Genomic DNA, 22,429 nt, shown 5'->3' with positions numbered 1-22,429 from the left:
CGGTTTTTGCGCGGAGGGGTCCTGCAGACCCCTCCGTGAAAAAAGGTGGAAGGATAAGCTTGACACCCTCGCCGTTCGGAGGGGAGAGTAATGAGCACGCAGGAGGTCACGAAACGCGAGGCGTGGGTGATGGCCGCCCGGCCACAGACGCTGCCGGCGGCGGCCTCGCCGGTCGTCGTCGGGACCGGGATCGCCGTCCACGACGGTGTGTTCGCAGTCCTCCCGGCACTGGCGGCGCTCGTCGGTGCCGGCCTCATCCAGATCGGGACCAACTTCGCCAACGACTACTACGATTACGTCAAGGGCGCCGACACCGAGGAACGAGAGGGGTTCACCCGAGTGACGGCGGGGGGCTCATCGACCCCGAGACGGTCAAGCGCGCGATGTATCTCACGTTCGCCGCGTCGATCCTCTTGGGCACCTACCTGGTCTACGTCGGCGGCGCGCCGATCCTCGTGGTCGGACTCCTCTCGGTCGCCTCCGGCATCGCCTACACCGGCGGCCCGTACCCGCTCGGCTACCACGGCCTGGGTGACCTGTTCGTCTTCGTGTTCTTCGGCCTCGTCGCGGTCGCGGGAACGTACTACGTCCAGGCCGCGGCGGTGCTCGCCGAGCCGTTCCCCCTCGGGGTCCCGCCCGAGACGCTCCCGCTCGCGGTCCTCGTCGCGGCGCTGCCGATCGCGGCGCTGTCGACGGACATTCTCGTCGTCAACAACGTCCGCGACAGGGAGGAGGACGCCACCACCGGCAAGCGGACGCTCGCGGTTCGGTTCGGCTACGGATTCGCCCGCGCGGAGTTCCTCGCGATGCTCCTCGTGGCGTACGCAGTGCCGCTGTGGTTCCTCGCCCGTCCCGGGTATACGGTGGCCATCGCGCTCCCGTATCTCACCCTCCCGTACGCCGCAAGCATCACGCGAACGATCCTGGGAGAGACCGACGGTCGGATCCTCAACCCGACGCTGGAACGGACCGGACGGCTCCTGGCGGCCTACGCCGTCCTGTTCGCCGTCGGCCTCTCGTTCACGGCGCTCCCGCTGTAATGGAGACCGAACCGTTCTCCCTCGATCTCCGGTCGCCGCTCTCGACCGCCAGCGGGCCCATCAGCCGACGGGAGGGCTTTCTCGTTCGAGTCGAACACGACGGCGTGGTCGGACTCGGCGAGGCGACGCCGCTCCCCGGCTGGACGGAGTCCTACGCGGAGTGTGAGGACGCGCTTTCGGGTATGCGGGGCCCCGAGTCGCTTCCGAGCGAGACTGGCGAGGCGGGGAGGCCTCGTCGTCCGGCCGCCCGGCACGGGGCCGAACTCGCCGTCGCGACGGCAGAAGCACGCGCTGCAGGGGAGTCGCTGGCGGCGTTCCTCGCCGACGAGACACCCGCCGACACCGTGGCAGTCAACGCCACCGTCGGCGACGGCTCCGTCGACGCGACCGCCGGGGCGACGCGCGAGGCCGTCGAGGAGGGGTTCAGTACGGTGAAGGTGAAGGTCGGCGCGCGCGACCCAGACGTCGACGCGACGCGACTCCGAGCGGTCCGTGAGGCCGCCGGCGACGACGTCGGCCTCCGCGCGGACGCCAACGGCGCCTGGGACGTCGAGACGGCGAGGCGAATGCTCGACGTGGCCGCCGAACTCGACTTCTCGTACGTCGAGCAGCCGCTTCCGTCCGCCGACGTCGAGGGACACGCCGACCTTCGGGGCCGCGGCGTCGGCGTCGCGCTCGACGAGTCGCTGGCGACGGCCGGACCGGCGCGGGTCCTCGCGGCCGACGCCGCGGACGCCCTCGTCTGTAAACCGATGGCTCTCGGCGGTCCGATCCGGACGCTCGACGTGGCGCGGCAGGCGTCAGAGCGCGGCGTCGACGTCGTCGTGACGACCACGATCGACGCCGTGATCGCACGGGTCGGCGCGGTGCACGTCGCCGCGGCGCTTCCGGACGTCCCCGCCTGCGGGCTCGCGACGGGGGCGATGCTCGCGGACGACCTCGCCCCCGACCCGGCTCCGGTGGAGGGCGGTCGCATACGGGTTCCCGCGGGTCCGGGGCTCGCGGGCGACGCGTTCTCCGCCCTTCGCCAGCCGCCGGAGTGACAGCGTTCCCGGCCTCGGCGTGACGACGTTTCCACCCCCGAGAACCCGACCGGCCATCCCGCCGTCGGGTATTTACGAGTCCGATTCGTAAGCGAGCGTATGGCCGAGCCGACCGCGGAGCAACGCCGACTCGTCGCCGGGCTGTTCGTGTTTGCGGCGCTCGTGTTCGTCGTCGGGATCGTGGTCGTCGCGTTCCTCGCCGGTGCGATCTGACGGCCGCTCTCTCTTCCTGTCGTTTTTCGGCTCGCTCTGTCCGCTCACTCGGCTCCGCCCTCCGGTCGGTGGGTGACGCCCGACCGCTCGTCGGCTCCCTTGCGGCGGATCGCCGCCGCCGCGTTCGAGGCGTCGTAGCCGAAGTACACGTTCTCCGCGTACGTCTCCGCGACCTCCGTGGCTCCGACGAGCGCGTCGAGATCGACGTCGACGGCGTAGAGTTCGATCGAGAACGGCGTCCCGAGCGGATCGAGCAAGCTCTCGAACCCCTTGGCGATCGTCTCGAGCCAGTAGGTCGTCGCGTAGGCGGTGTCGTACAGCGGGACGACGAACTCGTCGACGTACTCCGCGAGGGACTTGACGTCGATCCCCTCGCGGCGGAACAGGTGCCCCGGATACGGGTCGGGATACAGCGTCAGGTAGGTCCGCCCCGGAATCCGCTCGGCCGCGTCGGCGACGAAGTCTGTGACCTCCGCGGCGCGCCAGTCGCGCCAGTCGTCGTGGCCGCTCTCCCCGAAGCGCTGCTCACAGCGGTCACACCGGCAGTACCCCTCGCGTGGAAATCCGACGTCGTCCAGTCGGACGTCGCCGTTTTCCGCCGCGCAGTCTGCGACGATCTCGAGGAGCCCCGCCCGATACTGTTCGTTGGTCGGGCACACGTGCGACCAGTCGAAGTAGGGCTGCTCGCGGGTCGCCGGCGTGCCCTCGGCGTCGACCGCGACGAGGTCGGGATCGGCGTCGACCGCCGCGCTGTCGCCGAAACACGAGATCATATTCACGGCGTTCGAGAGCGGCTGTGCGGCCCGCCCGGTCACGTCCTTGACCTCGTAGAAGCCGACGTCGAACTCGCTCCATTCGACCTCCTCGGCGTTCCGCGTGACGACACCGTACATAGGCGCCGTTTCGGGCCGAGCGGTATGAGTCCGTCGGCACGGTTCGCGACGATCCGCGAGGATCTCACCGCCGGGCGCGACGCCCGCTGCGTCGCTCTCGCGTCGTACCGACGCTATTCGTGTGGAGAGACCACCTGCTCGTCGGTGTGATGTACCGAAGACCTCGGACGCGAGGTCCTCACGCGGAGTCGATCAGGAGCGCTTATTCGTCGTCGACTTCGACCTCGACGGGATCCTCGCCGCCGGAGACGACGAAGTAGACGAGTGCGATGAGGGCCAGTACCAGGATGAACTTGGACTTTCCGGACATACCAGTCCCTAGACTCCCTCGGTACAAAGTGGTTTCCCTCCCGAGAGACCGCGCGACGGCGCGGCGGAAACCGATCGACCGTCGCCCGCCGTCGTCGATTGCGGGTCTCTTGCCGCCGCAATCGGCCGGGGAGGGGCGCCGCAGTGGGTCGGGCGACGTCGGAATGCGCCGCAGTGATTCGAGCGACGTCGGAATGCGCCGCAGTGATTCGAGCGACGTCGGAATGCGCCGCAGTGGGCCGGGCGACGTCGAGACGCGTCGCTGAGGCTCAGGCGACGTCCAGGTGCGTCGCGACCTCGTCCTCGCGGACGATCTCGCCGCAGTAATCACAGCGGAGCGCGTCGTCGAGGACCGCAAAGCGCGTCCGGATCGGTTCGTCGTCGTTGGTGATGCAGTTCCGGTTCGGACACGAGAGGACGCCGTCGACCGACTCGGGACGGTCGATCCGCTTCTTCTCGACGACGTCGTACTCCCGGACGATGTTGATCGTCGCCTCCGGGGCGATCACCGCGAGCACGTCCACCTCCGACTGGCTCAACTCCCTGTCCTCGACCTTCACGATGTCCTTTTTCGCGAGTTTGTCCGACGGGACGTTCATCCCGACGGAGACGCTCTCGCCCCCGGAGCCGTCGATGCCCAGGAGCGCGAGGACGTTCAGCGCCTGTCCGGCGGCGAGGTGGTCGATGACGGTGCCGTTTCGGATCTTCGAGACGCGGAGTTCGCGGTCGGTGTCGCTCATCGGTCACCCTCCTCCGAAAGCAACATATCGAGAAGCGCCATCCGAACGGGGACGCCGTTGTGGGCCTGCTCGAAGTACGTCGCGTACTCGGTCTGATCGACGTCCGGCGCGATCTCGTCGACGCGGGGCAGCGGGTGCATCACCGTCAGCGAGTCCTTCGCGGCCTCCAGATCCGCGGCGTCGATCTGGTACTCCCCCGCGACCTTCAGGTACTCGTTCTCGTCGGGGAAGCGCTCCCGCTGGATGCGGGTGACGTAGAGGATGTCCAGTTCCGAGAGCACCTCCTCCAGCGCGGTGTGTTCTCGCACCTGCGCGCCCGACTCGTGGAGGTCGTAGCGGACGCTCCGCGGCAGCCTGAGGCTCTCGGGGCTGATGAAGTGCTGGCGGGTATCGAAGTTCGTCAGCGCGGCGGCCAGCGAGTGCACCGTGCGCCCGTATTTCAAATCGCCCATGATCCCGACCGTGACGTCGTCGAGGCCGGCGTTCTGCCGCATCGTGTAGAGATCCAGCAGCGTCTGCGTTGGGTGCTGGCCCGCGCCGTCGCCGGCGTTGACAAGCGGGACGTCGACGAACTCCGTGGCCATCTTCGCCGAGCCCTCGGAGGGGTGTCTGAGGACGAGCGCGTCGGCGTAGCCCTCGAGGACGCGCATCGTGTCCGCCAGCGTCTCGCCCTTCTTCACCGACGAGGACTCGACCGATCCCATATCGATCGTGCGGCCGCCCAGTCGTTTCATCGCGGTGTCGAAACTCATCCGCGTTCGGGTGCTCGGCTCGAAGAAGCAGAGGCCGAGGATCGCACCGTCGTGTCGCCCCTGGAGGGCGCTCGGGTCGGCGTCGATCTCCGCCGCGCGGTCGAGCACCGCCTCGATGTCGGGCCGCGACAGTTGCGTCGCGGAGATGAGGTGGTCCTGACGCATTGTATGCAACCCCGCCCGGAACCGACTTGAATCGCTCGGGTCGACGACGGGTGCGCGTCGCCTCGATCGGGGGCTCGCAGACCGCGCCCTAGACTACGGCCAGTTGCCGCTTTCGAGGTAGGAGTCGGCGATCCGACGGGTCGCGACGACGTACGCCGCCGTCCGTAAGTTCGGGAGGCCGTTCTCCTCGTAGGCGGCGACCAGGTCGTCGAAGGCGTCGGTGATCACGGCTTCGAGCTCGTCGTTCACGCGCTCTTCGGTCCAGGCGAAGCGCTGGCGGTTCTGGACCCACTCGAAGTACGAGACGGTGACGCCGCCGGCGTTGGCGAGGATATCCGGCACGACGTGGACGTCGCGCTCGGTGAGGACGTCGTCGGCGCGCGGCGTCAGCGGCCCGTTGGCCGCCTCGACGATCACGTCGGCGGAGACGTCCTCGGCCAGGTCGCCGTCGATGGCGTTCTCGAGCGCCGCCGGGACGAGGAGGTCGACGTCGAGCGTGAGAAGCTCCTCGTTGGTCAGTTCCTCGGCGTCCTCGTACCCGGTGACGGTTCCGGTCTCGTTCTTGAACGACTTCACCGCGCGGGCGTCCAGCCCGTCGGGATCGTAGATCCCCCCGACGAGTCGGAGACGGCGACGACGGTCGCCCCGAGGTCCTCGATCAACCGCGCGGCGATCGAGCCCGCGTTGCCGTACCCCTGGACCGCGACCGTCGCGTCCGCGACGTCCCGATCGAGGTAGTCGAACGCCTCGCGGGCCGCGAGCATCGTCGACCGACCGGTGGCCTCGACGCGGCCCGCGCTCCCGCCGGAACTGATGGCCTTGCCGGTGATCACGCCCGGGGCCGTCGTCCGCTCCAGCGTCTCGTAGGTGTCTTTGAACCAGTTCATCTCCCGCTGTCCGGTGTTCACGTCGGGGGCGGGGATGTCACGGTCCGGGCCGACCAGCGGGCGAAGCTCGGTCGCGAAGGCCCGCGTCAGCCGTTCGAGTTCCGACTCCGAGTAGTCGTCGGGATCGACGACGATGCCGCCCTTGCCCCCGCCGAACGGGATCCCCACGATCGCACACTTGTAAGCCATCCACCCCGAAAGCGCTTTGACTTCGTCGCGAGAGACGTCCGGGTGATACCGGATTCCGCCCTTGTACGGTCCCCGATCGCCGTTGAACTGTGAACGGAACCCCTTGAATCGACGGTGGGACCCGTCGTCCAGTTCGACCGTGAGATTCACTTCGAGAACGCGTTCCGGGTGCTTCAGTCGCGTGAGAACGTCCTCGTCGATATCGAGATAGGCCGCAGCGTCGTCGACCTGCTCTTGAAGACTCTCAAATGGGTTCGGGTCGGACATAACCGGAATTTCAGCCGGGGGGAATTTAAGAACTACTGTATTGTAACCGCCTTCGTCCGGGTGCCGATTCGATAGCGGTCCCTAGGTGTCGGGGGACGCAGTGAATAAACGTAACAACAATTAGTATACTTACTGTAGTCAGAATAAATCCGCTCAAACCACTTATTTATCCCTATATAAGAATATTATCCGATAATTAATTAACTTTACTACTATTGTTGTTAATTATATCGGCATCGAAAGAGTGCAGAGTTTTCACACCGAAAATGTATGTGTCTCCGTGCGCATCGAGTACGTATGAACAAAAAGGCGAACCACCCCGTCCGAACGAGTGAAAAGACACTGAGGCTGATCGAGACGCTCGACACCGACGACGGGTTTCGACTCAGCGAACTCGAAGACCGCCTGGAGATGAGCAAGAGCGGGATCCACAACCATCTCAGCACGCTTCGGGAACACGGGTACGTCACGAAAGACGGCGACGAGTACACTCTCAGCCTGAAGTTTCTCTCTCTCGGAGGGCACGTTCGAAGTCGGTCGCCGCTGTATCAGTACGGCCGTTCGAAGATCGATCAACTGGCGAGCGACACCGGGATGCTCGCGAACCTCGCGACCGAGGAGGGGGGGCGGGCCGTCTATCTGTACCAGTCCCGGGGGAGTTACGCCGTCCACCTCGACACCCACGTGGGGTATCGGCTCCGACTGCACAACATCGGAATCGGGAAGGCCATCCTCGCTTCGCTCCCCCGCGACCGGGTCGACGCCATCGTCGACGAGTGGGGGCTACCGGAGGCGACGGAGAACACGATCACCGACCGCGAGGAACTGTTCGAGGAGCTGGAGACGATCCGCGAACGGGGGTATGCGACCGACGACGAGGAACGAACCGAGGGGCTCACCTGCATCGGCGCGCCGGTCAAACTCGGCGGCGACGTCCTCGGGGCGATCAGCATCTCCGCGCCCACGAAGCGGCTCGGGAACGCCGGGTTCGACGACGACATCACCGCGGAAGTGGAGAGCACCGCTCACGAACTCGCTCTCGACATCAAGTACGCCAGGCAGTGAAACGCGACCGCGAATCCGGTGAGGACGAAACGCAGTGAGAACAATTATCACCCCGTTCGCGCGTAGTACCCGTATATGCCGGAAATCGTCGACGGCTACACGCACGTACTGACCGAGCGGTTCTTCGAGGACCTCACGGACAAGTTCGGCTTCCAGGGGCTCTCGGGTCGCCCGGAATTCCTCTGGGACCACGACCAGCGGAAACAGGACATGGCCGACTACGGCGTCGACAAACAGGTCATCACGCTCGCGCTGCCGACGATGTTCCAGGGGATGGACCACGACCTCGCGCTGGACATCACGCGGTTAGCCAACGACGAGATCCGACGGCTCGCCGACGAGCACCCCGACGATTTCATCCCCGTCGGAACGATTCCGACGGTGAGCGAGGAGTTCCTCGCGGAGTTCGACCGCTGCGTCGACGACCTGGACATGGCCGGCGTCCAGATCTTCTCGAACGTCGACGGGAGGCCACTCGACGACGATCGCTTCTGGCCGCTCTTCGAGCGCGCGGAGGCGACCGACACGCCGCTTTGGATGCACCCCCAGCTCTGGGAGTGGTACGACTGGGCCTCCGAGTACATGGAACACCGGCTCTTCGGGTGGCCGTTCGACACGACGCTCGCCCTCTCGCGGCTGGTCTTCGGCGGCGTGATGGAGGAGTACCCCGACCTCCAGATCGTCTCCCACCACGGCGGCGGGATGGTCCCGTTCTACGGCCGCCGGATCGAGATGTTCTACCAGCAGCGGATGGCCTACCCCGAGAACTACCAGGGGTACCACGAGCACGCCGCCGAACTGTCGAGGCCCGCCGAGGAGTACTTCAAGAAGTTCAACGCGGACACGGCGGTCTCGGGGTCGACGCCGGCGCTCGAATGTGCGGAGTCCTTCTTCGACGCCGGCAACGTCGTCTTCGGGACCGACTACCCCTTCAGTCCCGAGCGCGGTCGCCAAACGGTCGAATACACCATCGACGCCGTCGACCGGATGGACGTCGACGACGACACGCGCGAGGACATCTTCGCAGACAATCTCTACGACCTGATCTCGTAGAGGTCGCGTTTCACGAATTCCGTTTTCGAGATCAAAACTCTGCCGTCTAACCGGCGTCGTCTCCAGACGTCGCGTTTCTGTAGAAAACAGGCGTACATATGTTATCTGTTTTCGGCGGGACGCGAATTATCAAGGTTGAACGGCCTCCTCACGTCGGTTCCGCCCGGGGAGACCGAAATTTTCAGATAGAGAACGCGTTCCGATTCGTTACTCGGCGCGGATTTCCATCGAGCCGAGGTTCGCGAACTCGACGGTGTAGACGTCGCCGGGTTCGATGTCGATCGCGGCGGAGATCCCGCCGCTCATCACGAGTTCGCCCTCGCGGAGACCGTCGTCGACGTCGGCCAGTCGGTCCGCGAGCCAGGCGACGGGTCGGGCGGGATTGCCCATAATGTCGCCGCCGATGCCGGTGGCCTCGACGTCGCCGTTCACCGAGACGGCGACGCTCTCCATCTTCAGGTCGACGTCCGTCACGTCGCGGTACTGCTCGCCGACGACGACCTTGCCGGCGGAGGTGAGATCCGCGATGACGTCCTGCGCGGAGGGGATCGCCCAGCCCTGGTATCGGCTCTCGAGGATCTCGACGACGGGGACGACCGCCCGCGTCGCCGTGAGGACGTCCATCGTCGAGACCGGGGCCGTGAGGTCTTCGTCGAGGACGAACCCGATCTCGGCCTCGATCCGCGGGGCGATCATCTCCTCGGTCGGAATCGGCTCGTTCTCCAGCACCGTCTCGTGGGCGACGTACCCGAAGATCGGCTCCGGAATCCCCAGTTGCTCCTGTTTCGCCTCGCTGACGAGGCCGAGTTTGTGGCCGACGACGTCGTCGCGGCCGCCCGCGCTGAGTCGGTCGAACACCTCGAACTGGATGCGGTAGGCGTCCTCGGTGGAGAACTCGACGTCGTCGGTCAGCGGCGCGATCGGCTCCTTCTCGTCGTAGGCCTCGTAGAGTTTCGTCGCGAGGTCGTCGACCTCGTCCTGGCTGAGTGGCATACACTCCTACGGTTCGCCGGTGCGCTCATTATACTTTCGACAGCCGGACTTTCGGTCGGAGGGACACCCGTCGCGTAATGGTATTCGGTTACCCGAACACGTTCATTTTAAATCATCAACCGGTTCCGGGGTCGACATCATTTTACTCGTGGCGACCGTTGGATCGGACGTATGCAAGAAGCCGAACGCGATCAGGAGATCTCGATCGACGCCCCCTGGGGCGGGCTCTACATCGACGGCGAGTGGGAGACGCCCGAGGGGCGAGACCGGATCGACGTCCGCAACCCGACGACGCAGGAGTCGATCACCGAGGTACCGGCGGCGACGGAGGCCGACGTCGACCGCGCGTTCGAGGCGGCCACGCGCGCACAGCAGGAGTGGAAGGAAACCACACCCGACGAGCGCGCCGCGGTCGTCCGCCGAACGGCCGATCTGATCGACGAGTACGAGGAAGAGATCCGAGAGATCCTCGCCGTCGAGACCGGGGCCGCCAAGCCCCGCCAGGACATCGAACACGGCGGGACCGTGACGTTCGTCCACGACGCCGCGTCCTTCGCGTTCCGCTCCTCCGGCGGCCACAACCAGTCGAAGATCCCCGGCAAGGAGAACATCATCCGGAAGGAGCCCGTCGGCGTCGTCGGCGTGATCTCGCCGTGGAACGTCCCGATGAAGCTCTCGATCCGCGCGGTCGCGCCCGCCATCGCGCTCGGCAACAGCGTCGTGCTCAAGCCCGCCCAGGAGTCGACCATCTCCGGCGGCCTCCTCCTGGCCCGGCTCTTCGAGAAGGCCGGCCTGCCCGACGGCGTGCTCAACGTCGTCCCCGGACGTGGCTCCGTCGCGGGCGACCGCACGGCGGCACACCCCGACTGCGACGTCGTCGCGTTCACCGGGTCGACCGGCGCGGGACGGCTCGTCGGCGAGAACGCGATCGAGCACTTCGCGTTCCCCGCCCTGGAACTCGGCGGCAACAACCCCCACGTCGTCCTCGAAGACGCGGACCTCGATCAGGCCGTCGACGCCGGCGTCTTCGGATCGTTCTGGAACCAGGGACAGGTCTGCATCTCGATCAACCGCCACCTCGTCCACGAGTCGCTGTACGACGAGTACGCCGAACGGCTGGCCGAGCGCGCCTCGGAGCTGAAGATCGGCGACCCCACCGACGACGACGTCGTGATCGGGCCGATCATCAACGAGTCCCAGCGCGACGAGATGCTCGACTACATCGAGCGCACCGTCGAGGAGGGCGGCACGCTCCTCACCGGCGGCGGCTCCGACGGCCTGTTCGTCGAACCGACGGTCATCACCGACGTCACGAACGACATGGCCGCGGCGTGCAACGAGCACTTCGGCCCCGTCGCGCCGATCATCCCGTTCGGGGACGACGAGGAGGCGATCGAACTCGCGAACGCCACCGAGTACGGCCTCGCCGGATCGGTTCACTCCGCGGACCGCGGGCACGCCCGCGACGTCGCCGATCAGATCGACGTCGGGATGATGCACGTCAACGACCAGCCGGTCAACGTCGAGCCGCACGTGCCGTTCGGCGGCGTGAAGGAGTCCGGTCTCGGCCGCTACAACGGCGAGTGGATCATCGACGAGTTCACCGAGACGAAGTGGACGTCGGTCCAGCGCGAGCCCCGGGAGTACCTCTTCTGAGCGGGGCGGCCCGACGACTCCCCGCGGCTGTCGTCCGACCTCGCCGGGATCGTCGGTTCCGACTTCGCTCCCCCGTCTTTCGGTTCCGTCAGCCGCCGGAACCCGGTGCGTCCCACCGGCGCCAAGCGAAGTTATTAGTACGATAGATTCGTACCCGAACGTATGTCGTTAGATGCGGCGATCGTCGGTCCGGGTAACATCGGAACCGACCTGATGTACAAGATACTCGACAGGGGGGAGGAGATCGACCTCCGGCGGATGATCGGCATCTTCCCGGTTGAGGAGAGCGAGGGGCTCCAGGCCGCCGTCGACGAGGGAGTCGGCGTCGGCACCGACGGCATCGACAGCGTGAAGGAGTACGCCGACGAGATCGACGTCGTCTTCGAGGCCACCAGCGCGGGCATCCACGAACAGCACGCGCCGGTCTACGAGGACCTCGGCATTTTCGCGGTCGACCTCACGCCGGCGGCGATCGGCCCCTACACCGTCCCGGTCGTCAACGTCGACGACGTCGTCGAGAGCGGCCACGAGAACATCAATATGGTCACCTGCGGCGGGCAGGCGACGATCCCGCTCGTCCACGCGGTCGACCGCGTCGCGGACGTCGAATACGCGGAGATGCTCTCGCACATCGCCTCGAAGAGCGCCGGTCCGGGGACCAGACAGAACATCGACAAGTTCACGCAGACGACGGCGGCCGGCCTCGAGGAGGTCGGCGGCGCCGACGAGGGGAAGGCGATCATCACGCTGAACCCGGCGGAGCCGCCGATTATGATGCGGAACACCGTCTACACGATGGTCCACGAGGAGACGGACGTCGACGAGGTCAAAGACTCCGTCTCGCGGATCGAATCGGAGGTTCGCGAGTACGTCCCCGGCTACGACGTCACGCTCGAACCGACCGTGAAGGACCAAGACGAGGTCGCGTTCGACCTCGAAGACAAGATCATCCTCACGACGATGCTCGAAGTCGAGGGGGAGGGCCAGCACCTCCCGCCGTACGCGGGCAACCTAGACATTATGACAAGCGCAGCACTCGGAGCGGCCGAACGGGTGGCACAGCACGCGGTCGACGCCGACGCCATCGGGGGTGTCAGCGATGACTGACGCGGACGTCCGGCTGGTCGACATGACGCTCCGCGACGGGATGCACGCCGTCGACCACCAGTTCACGCCCGCGGAGATGGCCGACGTCGCGGCCGCGCTCGACGCCGCGGAGATGGACGTCGTCGAGGTCTCCCACGGCGACGGGATGGGCGGCTCGTCGATCAACTACGGCTTCTCCGCGGCCACGACCGAGGAGTACCTCGACGCCGTCGTCCCCGAACTCACGGACACGGAGCTCTCGGTACTCCTGCTCCCGGGCATCGGCACGGTCGAGGAACTGGACATGGCCATCGACCGCGGGGCGGACATCTGCCGGATCGCGACGCACGTCACCGAGGCGGACATCTCCGAGGACCACTTCGAGAAGGTGAAAGACCGCGGTCTGGAGGCGAACGGCCTGCTGATGCTCTCGCACATGGCCGAGCCCGAGCGGATTCTGAAGGAGGCGAAACTGATGGAGGAGTACGGCGCCGACGCCGTCTACCTGATGGACTCCGCGGGCGCGCTGCTGCCGAACGACGTCCGCGACCGAATCCGCCCGCTCGTCGACGAGCTCTCGATCGACGTGGGCTTTCACGCGCACAACAACCTCGGTCTCGGCATCGGCAACACGCTCGCCGCGCTCGAAGAGGGCGCGGTGACGACCGACGGCTGCCTCCGCGGCCTCGGTGCCGGGTCGGGCAACGCGCAGATCGAGGTGCTCGTCGGCGTCTTAGAGAAGGCCGGCTACGACATCAACCCCGACTTCTTCGGCGTGATGGACGCCGCCGAGGACGTCCTCGTGCCGATGATCGACGACGACGAGATGCCCGAACTCGACAACGACTCGCTGATGCTCGGCTACGCCGGCGTCTACTCCTCGTTCCTCCGGCACACCCGGCGCGCCGGCGAGAAGTACGACATCGACCCCCGCGAGATCCTGGTCGAACTCGGCGAGATGGAGGTCGTCGGCGGGCAGGAGGACCTGATCACCGACGTCGCCTCGCGGCTCGCCGAGGAGAAGGAGTCCGGCGCGGCCGCGGAAGCCGCCTCCGACGACGACTGATCGGCCATTTCCGTCCGCAGAATTCGGTTCCCGCCGTTCGCGTTTTTGACTCGGTGTTTCGATTCGATCCCCGGCGCCGCCGTATCAGAGGTCTTCGCGCGGTTCGATCAGCTCGATCACGTGGCCGTCAGGGTCGGTGACGAAGGCGATCCGCGCGCTCACGCCGGTCGAGTCGAGGGGACCGCGGAGGAGTTCGCTCTCGGTCTCCTCAGTGAGGCGTTCGACCAGCGCGTCGGTGTCGTCGACCTCCAGCGCCAGGTGGTCGAACCGCCGGGTCGTGGGCTCTCCGAGGTCGTGGTCGGGCTTGTGCTTGAACTGGATCTCCGTCTCGCTCTCGCCGCGCACGTAGACGTTCCGGGCGTCGTCGCCGCCGACGAAGTCGTTCGTCTTCTCTAATCCGAGTTCTCCGACGTAGAAGTCGAGGGTCTGCTCGACGTCCGACACCCAGATCGCGCTGTGGATCACGTCCATACCGGAGCTTCGGTGGTAATCTCGCATAAAAGCCCGGGATCTGCGTCGCCGACGGCACCGCCGAACCGGCGACCCGGTTCGCTCTTGGCCACCCACTCCTCGGAACCGACCGGATCACCAACCTATTTGACGCCTCCGGCGGTAGCGAGCCTATGGCAGTCTCAGACGACACGCGCGAGGAATTGGCCGACGCGCTCTACGACGCGCTGCGGACGCAGGAACCGATCGATCGGCTCACCGCCGAGCACGACCTGACGATGGCGGACGCCTACGACATCCAGACGCGCTTCATCGACCGCCGCCTCGACGACGGCGCGGAGATCGTCGGCCACAAGATCGGACTTACAAGTGATGGAATCCAGGAGCAACTCGGCGTCGACGAACCCGACTACGGCCGGCTGCTGGACACGATGTTCGTCGAGGGGAGAGAGATTCCCGGCGAGGACCTGATCGCCCCGCGGATCGAACCCGAGATCGGCTTTATCATAGAGGAACCGCTCGACCCGCCGGTGACGTACCTCGACGTCCTCGACGCGACGGGCTCTGTGCTCCCCGTCGTCGAGGTCATCGACAGCCGCGTCCGCGACTGGGACATCCGAATCGAAGACACCATCGCCGACAACGCCTCCTCGGCGCTGTACGTCGCCGGCGAGCAGACGAGTCTCGCCGACACCGACCTCTCTCTGGAGGGCGTCAAACTCTACAAGAACGGCACGCTCGAATCCTCCGGCGTCGGCGCGGCGGTCCTCGATCACCCCGCGCGGTCGGTCGCGTGGCTCGCGAACACGCTGTCGGACCTCGACGAGCGGATCGAAGCGGGGCACGTCGTCCTGAGCGGGTCGCTGACGCCCGCGGTCGATCTCGCGCCCGGCGACGTCGTCTCCGTCGAGTTCACCTCGATCGGGACGGTCAACGCCCGACTTGCCGAGGAGTAGCGGAAAGAAGGGTGTTCCGCCGACGATCCTAACGGTCCGTGTACGGGATGCCGCCGAGGCTGTACTGCGTCCCGAACCACTGGTGATCGGACTCGGAGCCGATGTCCTCCTGCCAGACGACCGTCTCCCAGTCGGGTTCGAAGTTGAGGTAGCCGGGGCCGGCGAACAGTTCGAGTCGGATGCCGCTGGCGGGGTCGTTCACGTAGAGGTAGTTCGCGTTCGTGATGGCGTGCTTGCCCGGGCCGCCGTCGATCTCGACGTTGTTCTCCGAGAGGATGTCGGCGGCGTCCCAGAGGTCCTGGAGGTGATCGAGGTGGTAGGCGATGTGGTGGAACTCGGTCGCGTCCTCTTCGAGTCTATGGACGGCGATGTCGTGCGGCAGCGGCGTCGTCGCGTGCCACCAGCCCCACGTCGTGCCGTCCTCGGATTTGAAGACCTCGTTGAGACCCATTCCGAACTCCTCCTCGAAGAGCCGGGAGGTCGCCTCGGGGTTGCCGTCCTGCACGTGCGTGTGGTCGATGCGCTGGGGGTACACTCGGTTCGCGTACTCGGGGCTGTACCGACGCATCGGGATGTTCGAGCGCTGCTCGCCGTCGATGTCCGGCTTCTCCATCTCGTAGTAGATCTCGAAGCGGTGTCCGGACTCCGACTCGAACATGATCGAGTCGCCGATGCCGGCCTCGTGTCCGTCCTCGGTCCACCAGACGTCCCGACCGAGTTCCTCGAACCGGTCGTAGTACTCCTCGACGGACTCGGGGTTTTTGGCGCGGAATCCGATGTGATCGACCGCGCCTCTCTCACCCTCCGTGAGGCTCATCGTGTGGTGCTCGTAGTCTCGGAGCGCACAGAGATACGCGGTGTCGTCGTCGCGCTCGACGACCTTCATGCCCATCAGATCCCGGAAGAACCAAAGCGACTCCTCGAGATCGGGCGTCTCGAAGGCTATGTGTCCGAGTTTGGCAAGTTCTGCCATACGAAACGGTTGGAGGTTCTATTATATACATTTTTCTAAGACGGGTAAGTTCGTGGCCACGATATCTACTCGGAAAATAATTGTATCTGTTTCTCAAACGCTCGAAACCAGCGTAACAAATAAATAATGTAATCATCGATCCAGTCATATGGGTATTGCAACTCTTGCACACGCAGAACTGTACTGTCCGGATCTCGAAGCGTCGCTGGAGCACTTCCGCGACACGATGGGGATGTACGTCCGCCACGAGGAGGACGACGCGTACTATCTGGCGGCCTTCGGCGACTGGCAGGACTACACGCTCATCCTCCGCGACGGCGACACCTGGGGCTGCAAACACGTGGCCTGGATGCTGGAAGACGAGGAGGACTTCGAGGAGTTCGAAGAGCGGATCGAGGCGGCCGGGTACGACACCGAGTGGATCGAGGAGGGCGCCGAACCCGGACAGGGGCGAGCGCTCAAGTTCGACTATCCGGGGGCCACGCCGGAGTACATGGAGTTGGTCTACGACGTCGACCGCGCGTTCGACACGGTTGCTCCGGAGAACAAGCCCCGGTTGAAGAATCAGCCCGCGCGCAAGCCCGAGCGCGGTGCCGGCTTCCGCCGCATCGATCACGTGAACTTCAACGTGAGCAACGTCCCCGAGTGCGTCGACTTCTTCGAGAGCGTCCTCGGGTTCGACCTCCGCGAGGAGGGGCTGGACCCCGACGGGAACCAGGCCGGCGCGTGGCTCAGTGTGAGCCCGCTGGTCCACGAGATCGCGTTCGTCGCCCCGCCGCCGGACGCGAACGTCGTCGACAAGATCGATCACGTCGCCTACTATATGGACGGCGGCTACCGCGGCGAACTCGAACGCGCCGCCGACCTCCTCAGAGAGCGCGGCATCGAGTTCGTCGGCGGCCCCGCCCGCCACGGTGTCAGTCAGGCTCACTTCAACTACTACGTCGAGCCGTCGGGGAACAAAATCGAGATCTTCGCCGGCGGCTACCTCATCTTCGATCCGGAGTGGGAGACGGTCACCTGGACCGCCGAGGACGGATCGGACAGCTTCGTCTGGTGGGGCGGCAAGGCCGGCCAGCACGCCCGGCGACAGTACGACTACGTGCCGACCGACGAGACCGACTGGTCCGACGAGGGCGCACACCACATCCGCGACCGATACAAGTCACAGGACCCCGAGAACGCCGACTAAACGACGGGTCGAGAGACGGACCTTCCACCGGCGACACCCCTTTGACTCTCCGAACCGGTGCGGAGGCTCCGCGGCACAGCAAAACGGGATCGCACGATCGCGACGAGAGCGTCGAGGCGGTTCAGTCGCCGGCGGCCTGGGCGTTCAGTCGCCGGCGGCCTGGGCGAAGTCCGCGACGAGGTCGCCGGGGACGATCCCGTCGTCGGTCCACCCGCGGGCCTCGTAGTACTCCTGAATCGAGGAGTCGAGGTCCGGCAGGTCGTAGGGGAGTCGATCGTCGGCGGCGTCCCGGCCGCGCTGGTTGCTGAAGTGCCGTTCGAGGTTCACGATTCGATCCCCGATCGCGAGGATGTCCTCGTAGTCCTCCTCGAAGAGGGCCTCGAAGACCTCCTCCTCGATGACGCGACCGAGGCCGAACTGACAGAGCACCGCACAGTCGCGGACCGCGTTGCGGTTCTCGTGATCGATCAGGAAGTCGGCCTTTCCGGCCGTTCCCTCGGCGGGGATGACGTCGTTGTACTCCGGGATCATCAGCGTCGAGTACATGTGGTCGGCGCCGCGGTTCGCCACCGCGTAGGAGAGGCCCTGCCCGTGGACGACGCGGCCGTCGTGGGCGGCGAAGTCCATCCCCTTCACGGTCCAGTTCTCGACGTCGAGGTCCTCGTGGATGCGGTCGATGCCCTCGGCGAGTTTGTCGCCGACGCCCTCGCGGCGGGCGATCTTCTCGATGAGTTCGTGGATCAACTCGACGTTGCCGAACTCGTCCTCGCTCGCGAGGTAGGCGGCGATGGTGTTCCCACAGGAGATGGTGTCCATCCCGAGATCGTCACAGAGGCCGTTGGACTTCATGATGTCGACGATGTCGCCGACGCCGGAGTTGCTGCCGAAGGACATCACGGTCTCGAACTCGGGGCCCTCCGTCTCCACGCCGCGCTCCTCGTCGCGGGTCGGGAGCTTACAGGCGAACGCACAGACCGAACAGGCCGCCTTCTTGTACTTCTTCTCCTCGACGCGGTCGCCGTTGATCTTCTCGGCGTGCTCGAAGGACATCTCCGAGAAGTACCGCGTCGGCAGCGAGAAGTTGTCGTTGAGGACCTGCACGAGGTGGGTCGTCCCCTGTCGACGGAAGATGTCGTCGCTCGTGGCCGCTTGCCGGTGGACGTCCATGTGCACGTCCTCGTTCGGCAGGTCGACGTCGGGAGCGGAGTCGCCCTCGAAGGTGAGACACTTGACGTTCTTCGAGCCGAGGATCGCCCCGAGGCCGCCGCGGCCGAACGCCCGTTCGTCGTAGGTCATCGCCGCCGCGAACCGGACCTCGTTCTCGCCCGCGGGGCCGATCGTGACGAGGTTCTCCGCCTCCAGGCCGTAGCGCTCGTTCATCTCCTCTGTCACCTCGGGGACGGTCGCGCCGGCCAGTTCCGGCACCTCCTCGAACTCGACGCCCTCGTCGGTGACGTGGACGGCGAGGAGTTCGTCGCTCTCGCCGGCGACCTCGACGACGGAGTGGCCGGTGCCGACGAAGTTCCGCGAGAGGTACCCGCCGGCGTTCGAAGAGAGCAGTCCGTCCGTCAGCGGCGAGAGGCCGGTCATGTTCATCCGACCGGTGAAACTCATCGAGGACTGCTGAAGGGGGCCCGAGGCGAGGTACACACGGTTCTCCGGGCCGAGCGGGTCGGCGTCGAAGGGGATCCGATCGTGCGCGAGCTTCGTCGAGACGCCCCGTCCGCCGACGAACTCCTCGAGCTCGTCGTCGATGTTCGTCGTCTCCGCGGTCCGGTCGCCCACGTCGACCGTCAGCAGCGAACCGTTGGCGTGTAGCATCGTACATAGATACGCAAGCGAATACAAAAATCCGTCGCAGTCGACCCTTCCCGCTCGGAGCTGATAGCGGAGGGAATTCGGGAGAACGATCAGAGAGCTATTCGAGAGAACGATCAGAGGGCTATTCGAGAGCGATCAGAACGCGACCGAGAGAATCCCCAGTTGGAGCGGCATCAGCACCAGAACCGTCGCGACCGCGACGACGGAGGCGACGCGGATCAGTTCCCGGGCGTCGACGATGTCGAACGCCAGGATGACGACAAGTACGGCGGACTGGTACGGGAAGAACGGGACGCCCAGCGCGGCCGTCGACGCCAGCACGACCGGGACCAACGGGATCCCCGTGTCCGCGGCGAGCGCGACGACGATCGGCGTCGCGACGCTCACGGCCGCGAGGCCGCCCATCACGACCATCAGCGCGACGGTCGCGAGGAACACGATCGCGAGCACGACCGAGGTCGAGGCGTCCGTCGGGACGACCGTCAACGCCCCCTCGGCGAGCGCGGCGGCGACGTTCGTCCGCGTCAGCCCCTCGCCGATCGCCAGGACGGCGGCGACGAAAAAGAGGATCGAGAAGTCGACCTCGCCGACGGTCTCCTCGAAGTCCGCGATACCGACGCGCGGCAGGAACACGAGGACGACCACCAAGAGCGCGCCGTAGACCGGGTGGAAACCGTGGAAGACGTCCGTCACCCACACCGCGACGCCGGCGGCGAGGAACCCGAGCATCCGTCGTTCGTCCCCCGTCATCGACCGCAACCCGCTCGCGGTCTCCTCCATCTCCACCGCCGCCGGCGGCCGGTACATCGCGTACACGACGCCGACGACGAGAAACAGTCGGCCGACGCCCATCACGGGAAACATCAGGACGAACCACTCGGTCCAGGGAATCGACGTCCCCGCGACCGATTCGAGGACGCCGAGAACGATGATGTTCGGCGAGCCGCCGGTGAGGACGGCGAACGTCCCGAGGTACGTGGTCAGGATCGGTCCGAAGAACAGCCCGAGCTTAACCCGCCGAGAGTCGAACCGCTCGCCGACTTCGAGGACGACCGGGGCGAGCACGAGCACGCGAACGATGCCGACCGGGATCACTAACACGAGAAGCAGCCCCGCGGCGGAGAGCCCGAACAGCAGCCGTCGGTACGTCCGCCTCGGAGCCGCAGACGGGGAGTCGAGCGTGACGCGGTGGATGACCCAGCGGCCGGCCCACTCCGCGAGCCCGCTCCGGCGCGTCGCCTCGCCCATCACCAGCCCGAACGCGATCAGCCACGTCGCCGGCGAACTGAACCCGGCGAGCGCGAGGTCGAGCGAGAACGCGAGGCCGACGAGTCCCAGACAGAGCACGCCCGTGTAGGCGGGCGGGACGACGTTCCCGACCCAGAGGACGATACAGAGGGTCGTGATCGAAAGCATCGTCGCCCCCGCCGGCGCGAAGGGCGCCGCGATCCGGACGGCCGCCGCGGCGAGAATCGCCACCGGAATCGAGAGGGCTGCGGGACTCGGGGCCCACGACCTGGAAGACCGCATCATCGTACGCCACTGCGTCCCCCTTCGTGTCTCGGGACCCACATACCTGCGTTCTCGACCATCAGTCGTATATAGATTCGGATCCGGGGGCCGTCTCGTGGATTCGAGAGTGGGCGACCGCCCCGAGGAGACCCGGCCGGGGGTCCGCGTGGGTGCATAAATTTATGTCGTCTATCGTTCTCCTTCGAATATGTCTCTCGGTGACAGGAAGCGGTCGCCCACCACCTCGCAGGGCCCACTCGAACGATGACGCCGATCGACGATTCGACCGGCGCGGACGAACGGACCGTCGCGGAGTCGATGCTCAGATCCCTCGCCGAAAGCGGGGTCGAGTACGTCTTCTCGAACTTCGGCACCGACCACACCCCGCTCATCGAGGCCGCCGCTCGCCTCCGGGAATCCGGCGGCGACGACCGCCTCCCCGAGTTCGTGGTCTGTCCGCACGAGTTCGTCGCGCTGTCGGCCGCACACGGCTACGCGGTCCGGACCGGCGATCCGCAGGCCGTCCTGGTCCACGTCGACGTCGGGACGCAGAACCTCGGCGCGGCGATGCACAACGCCCACCGCGCGAACGCTCCGGTGTTCGTGATTGCGGGACTCTCGCCGGTGTCTGACGCCGGGTACCCGGGCTCGCGGGACAACCCGGTCCACTACGCCCAGGACGTCTTCGACCAGACGTCGATCGTCGAGGAGTACTGCCGCTGGACCGAGGAGTACCGGGTGCCCGCCGATCCGAACGAGACGGTCAGGCGCGGCCTCGAACGCGCCGCCTCGACGCCGTCGGGGCCGGTCTACCTCACGGCGACCCGGGAGGCGCTCGAAACCCCCTCACCGACCGAACCCGGTGACGTCCGACCCGTCCGACGGGCACGACCCGCCGGCCCCGACGACCACGCGCTCGACGATGTCGTCGCGCGCCTCGAAGACGCGGCGCGGCCGCTCGTCGTCACGAGCAGCGGGGCCGGGCCGATGGGCGACCCCGACCTCGACGCCCTCGTCGGGTTCGCGGAGACCGTCGGAGCCGGCGTCGTCGAACACGTCCCGCACGAACTGTGTTTCCCGCGGGACCACGACCTCCACGTCGGCTTCGACCCCACCGATCCGGTACGGGAGGCCGACCTCCTGGTGGTCCTCGAGTCCGACGTTCCCTGGGTGCCCTCGAAGACCACGGTTCCGGACGACCTCGACGTGGTCCAGATCGACACGGAGCCCTCGAAGGCCGCCTACCCGAAGTGGCCGTTCGAGATCGATACGACCCTGATGACCGATCCGGCCGCCGCGCTCCGGCGACTGGCCGAACGCGTCGGTACCGCGGGCGGCGGCGACGGGACGTTCTGGCGGGAGATGCACGCCGAACAGCGCGCGGCGGCCGAGAGGCGCGTCGAGGAGTCGCGGGCGGCAGGTCGGCTCGACGCGGCGGTGCTCTCGGATGCGATCGGCGACCACGTCGACGAGGAGACGGTCGTCCTGCAGGGCGCGACGACGAACCGGGTGCCCGCCCTAGAGCAGATCCCGCTGTCCGAGCCGGGGTCGTTCTTCTGGCGGGGCGGCGCGGGGCTCGGCTGGGCCGTGCCCGCCGGGATCGGCGCGAAACTCGCCGCGCCCGACCACCGCGTGATCTCCCTGCTCGGCGACGGCGGCTACCTCTTCAGCAACCCCGCCGCGAGCGTCCTCGCGGCGGACAACGCGAACGCGCCGACGCTCAGCGTTATCTACCACAACGAGGGCTGGGAGGCCGTCCGCCGGGCGACGCGGAAACAACACGAGACGGGAGCGGCGGCCGCACAGGGGGTCCCCGAGGGCGATTACGGCGAGACGGTCGACCTCTCGCGGGTCGCGACGATCGGCGACGCCCACGCCCGGCGCGTCGACGACCTCGACTCGCTGGACGAAGCCCTCTCGGAGGCGGTCGCGGCGGTCGATGGCGGGCAGGATGCCGTCCTCGACGTCAGGCTCGATGTCGAGGGGTGAACGCCGGTCGGGAGTCGTCGTCGGACCCGTCGCGGTCCGTCTCCGATGAGGACGTAAAGAAAACTACGAACTGAGAGAATTTTCTATCTCAGAACAGAAATCGGAAAGCGATCCCGATG

The 22,429-nt window shown here is 66.5% G+C and carries 18 protein-coding genes and 2 pseudogenes; 11 read left to right on the top strand and 9 right to left on the bottom strand.

What is annotated here, in order from left to right; translation table 11 throughout:
- Positions 1-90 precede the first annotated feature (90 nt).
- Positions 91-1,040: pseudogene (locus DV707_RS09540) on the top strand (1,4-dihydroxy-2-naphthoate polyprenyltransferase).
- A complete protein-coding gene (locus DV707_RS09535; protein ID WP_103991923.1) occupies positions 1,040-2,083 on the top strand; it encodes a mandelate racemase/muconate lactonizing enzyme family protein in 1,044 nt (347 codons plus the stop codon). Before DV707_RS09540 ends, DV707_RS09535 begins: the two are co-directional and overlap by 1 nt.
- A 257-nt stretch (positions 2,084-2,340) precedes the next feature.
- On the opposite strand, the gene DV707_RS09530 is transcribed toward DV707_RS09535, so the two are convergent.
- A complete protein-coding gene (locus DV707_RS09530) occupies positions 2,341-3,189 on the bottom strand; it encodes a hypothetical protein (protein WP_103991924.1) in 849 nt (282 codons plus the stop codon).
- Positions 3,190-3,213: 24 nt separating this feature from the next.
- Here DV707_RS09530 and DV707_RS19175 point away from each other — a divergent pair, with 24 nt between their 5' ends.
- Positions 3,214-3,339 carry a hypothetical protein gene (locus DV707_RS19175; RefSeq protein WP_268806878.1) on the top strand — a complete coding sequence of 42 codons (126 nt, stop codon included), beginning with the start codon at positions 3,214-3,216 and terminating at the stop codon, positions 3,337-3,339.
- A 428-nt stretch (positions 3,340-3,767) separates the two neighbouring features.
- On the opposite strand, the gene pyrI is transcribed toward DV707_RS19175, so the two are convergent.
- The 3 genes and pseudogenes from pyrI to DV707_RS09515 form a co-directional block, all read right to left on the bottom strand.
- Positions 3,768-4,238 carry an aspartate carbamoyltransferase regulatory subunit gene (gene pyrI, locus DV707_RS09525; protein ID WP_103991925.1) on the bottom strand — a complete coding sequence of 157 codons (471 nt, stop codon included), beginning with the start codon at positions 4,236-4,238 and terminating at the stop codon, positions 3,768-3,770.
- Positions 4,235-5,155, bottom strand: a complete 921-nt coding sequence (gene pyrB, locus DV707_RS09520; RefSeq protein ID WP_103991926.1) for an aspartate carbamoyltransferase — start codon at positions 5,153-5,155, stop codon at positions 4,235-4,237. The genes pyrI and pyrB overlap by 4 nt, the downstream gene beginning before the upstream one ends.
- Before the next feature lie 93 nt (positions 5,156-5,248).
- Positions 5,249-6,498: pseudogene (locus DV707_RS09515) on the bottom strand (Glu/Leu/Phe/Val family dehydrogenase).
- Between the two features lie 297 nt (positions 6,499-6,795).
- On the opposite strand from DV707_RS09515, the gene DV707_RS09510 reads away from it, so the two are divergent.
- A complete protein-coding gene (locus tag DV707_RS09510; protein ID WP_103991928.1) occupies positions 6,796-7,563 on the top strand; it encodes an IclR family transcriptional regulator in 768 nt (255 codons plus the stop codon).
- A gap of 75 nt (positions 7,564-7,638) precedes the next feature.
- On the top strand, positions 7,639-8,616 hold the full coding sequence (locus DV707_RS09505) for an amidohydrolase family protein (protein ID WP_103991929.1): 978 nt from the start codon (positions 7,639-7,641) through the stop codon (positions 8,614-8,616).
- Between the two features lie 207 nt (positions 8,617-8,823).
- Here DV707_RS09505 and DV707_RS09500 read toward each other — a convergent pair whose 3' ends face one another.
- On the bottom strand, positions 8,824-9,609 hold the full coding sequence (locus tag DV707_RS09500; protein ID WP_103991930.1) for a 2-keto-4-pentenoate hydratase: 786 nt from the start codon (positions 9,607-9,609) through the stop codon (positions 8,824-8,826).
- A 171-nt stretch (positions 9,610-9,780) separates the two neighbouring features.
- Here DV707_RS09500 and DV707_RS09495 point away from each other — a divergent pair, with 171 nt between their 5' ends.
- The 3 genes from DV707_RS09495 (at position 9,781) to dmpG (ending at position 13,417) form a co-directional block, all read left to right on the top strand.
- Positions 9,781-11,265, top strand: a complete 1,485-nt coding sequence (locus DV707_RS09495; protein WP_103991931.1) for an aldehyde dehydrogenase family protein — start codon at positions 9,781-9,783, stop codon at positions 11,263-11,265.
- Positions 11,266-11,427: 162 nt separating this feature from the next.
- On the top strand, positions 11,428-12,372 hold the full coding sequence (locus DV707_RS09490; RefSeq protein ID WP_103991932.1) for an acetaldehyde dehydrogenase (acetylating): 945 nt from the start codon (positions 11,428-11,430) through the stop codon (positions 12,370-12,372).
- Complete coding sequence (gene dmpG / locus DV707_RS09485) at positions 12,365-13,417, top strand: 4-hydroxy-2-oxovalerate aldolase (protein WP_103991933.1); 1,053 nt, start codon at positions 12,365-12,367, stop codon at positions 13,415-13,417. The genes DV707_RS09490 and dmpG overlap by 8 nt, the downstream gene beginning before the upstream one ends.
- 84 nt (positions 13,418-13,501) lie before the next feature.
- Here dmpG and DV707_RS09480 read toward each other — a convergent pair whose 3' ends face one another.
- Positions 13,502-13,888 (bottom strand): VOC family protein, encoded by a 387-nt coding sequence (locus DV707_RS09480; protein ID WP_103991934.1) that lies wholly within the window; start codon positions 13,886-13,888, stop codon positions 13,502-13,504.
- Positions 13,889-14,040: 152 nt separating this feature from the next.
- Between DV707_RS09480 and DV707_RS09475 the strand changes: the two genes are divergently transcribed.
- Positions 14,041-14,823 carry a 2-keto-4-pentenoate hydratase gene (locus DV707_RS09475; protein ID WP_103991935.1) on the top strand — a complete coding sequence of 261 codons (783 nt, stop codon included), beginning with the start codon at positions 14,041-14,043 and terminating at the stop codon, positions 14,821-14,823.
- A gap of 28 nt (positions 14,824-14,851) precedes the next feature.
- On the opposite strand, the gene DV707_RS09470 is transcribed toward DV707_RS09475, so the two are convergent.
- A complete protein-coding gene (locus DV707_RS09470) occupies positions 14,852-15,796 on the bottom strand; it encodes a VOC family protein (RefSeq protein ID WP_103991936.1) in 945 nt (314 codons plus the stop codon).
- A gap of 148 nt (positions 15,797-15,944) precedes the next feature.
- On the opposite strand from DV707_RS09470, the gene DV707_RS09465 reads away from it, so the two are divergent.
- Positions 15,945-16,988, top strand: a complete 1,044-nt coding sequence (locus DV707_RS09465) for a VOC family protein (RefSeq protein WP_103991937.1) — start codon at positions 15,945-15,947, stop codon at positions 16,986-16,988.
- A 144-nt stretch (positions 16,989-17,132) separates the two neighbouring features.
- Here DV707_RS09465 and DV707_RS09460 read toward each other — a convergent pair whose 3' ends face one another.
- Positions 17,133-18,809, bottom strand: a complete 1,677-nt coding sequence (locus tag DV707_RS09460) for an aldehyde ferredoxin oxidoreductase family protein (protein WP_103991938.1) — start codon at positions 18,807-18,809, stop codon at positions 17,133-17,135.
- A gap of 135 nt (positions 18,810-18,944) precedes the next feature.
- Positions 18,945-20,339: an SLC13 family permease gene (locus DV707_RS09455; protein WP_200820887.1), complete on the bottom strand. Its 1,395-nt coding sequence runs from the start codon at positions 20,337-20,339 to the stop codon at positions 18,945-18,947.
- Between the two features lie 246 nt (positions 20,340-20,585).
- Here DV707_RS09455 and DV707_RS09450 point away from each other — a divergent pair, with 246 nt between their 5' ends.
- On the top strand, positions 20,586-22,310 hold the full coding sequence (locus DV707_RS09450; RefSeq protein WP_103991940.1) for a thiamine pyrophosphate-requiring protein: 1,725 nt from the start codon (positions 20,586-20,588) through the stop codon (positions 22,308-22,310).
- Positions 22,311-22,429: the final 119 nt, after the last annotated feature.

The organism is Halobellus limi (assembly GCF_004799685.1).
GTDB classification, from domain to species: Archaea; Halobacteriota; Halobacteria; order Halobacteriales; family Haloferacaceae; genus Haloquadratum; species Haloquadratum limi.
Note: the sequence above shows the minus strand (reverse complement) of the source record. Positions and strands in the feature narration are given on the sequence as shown.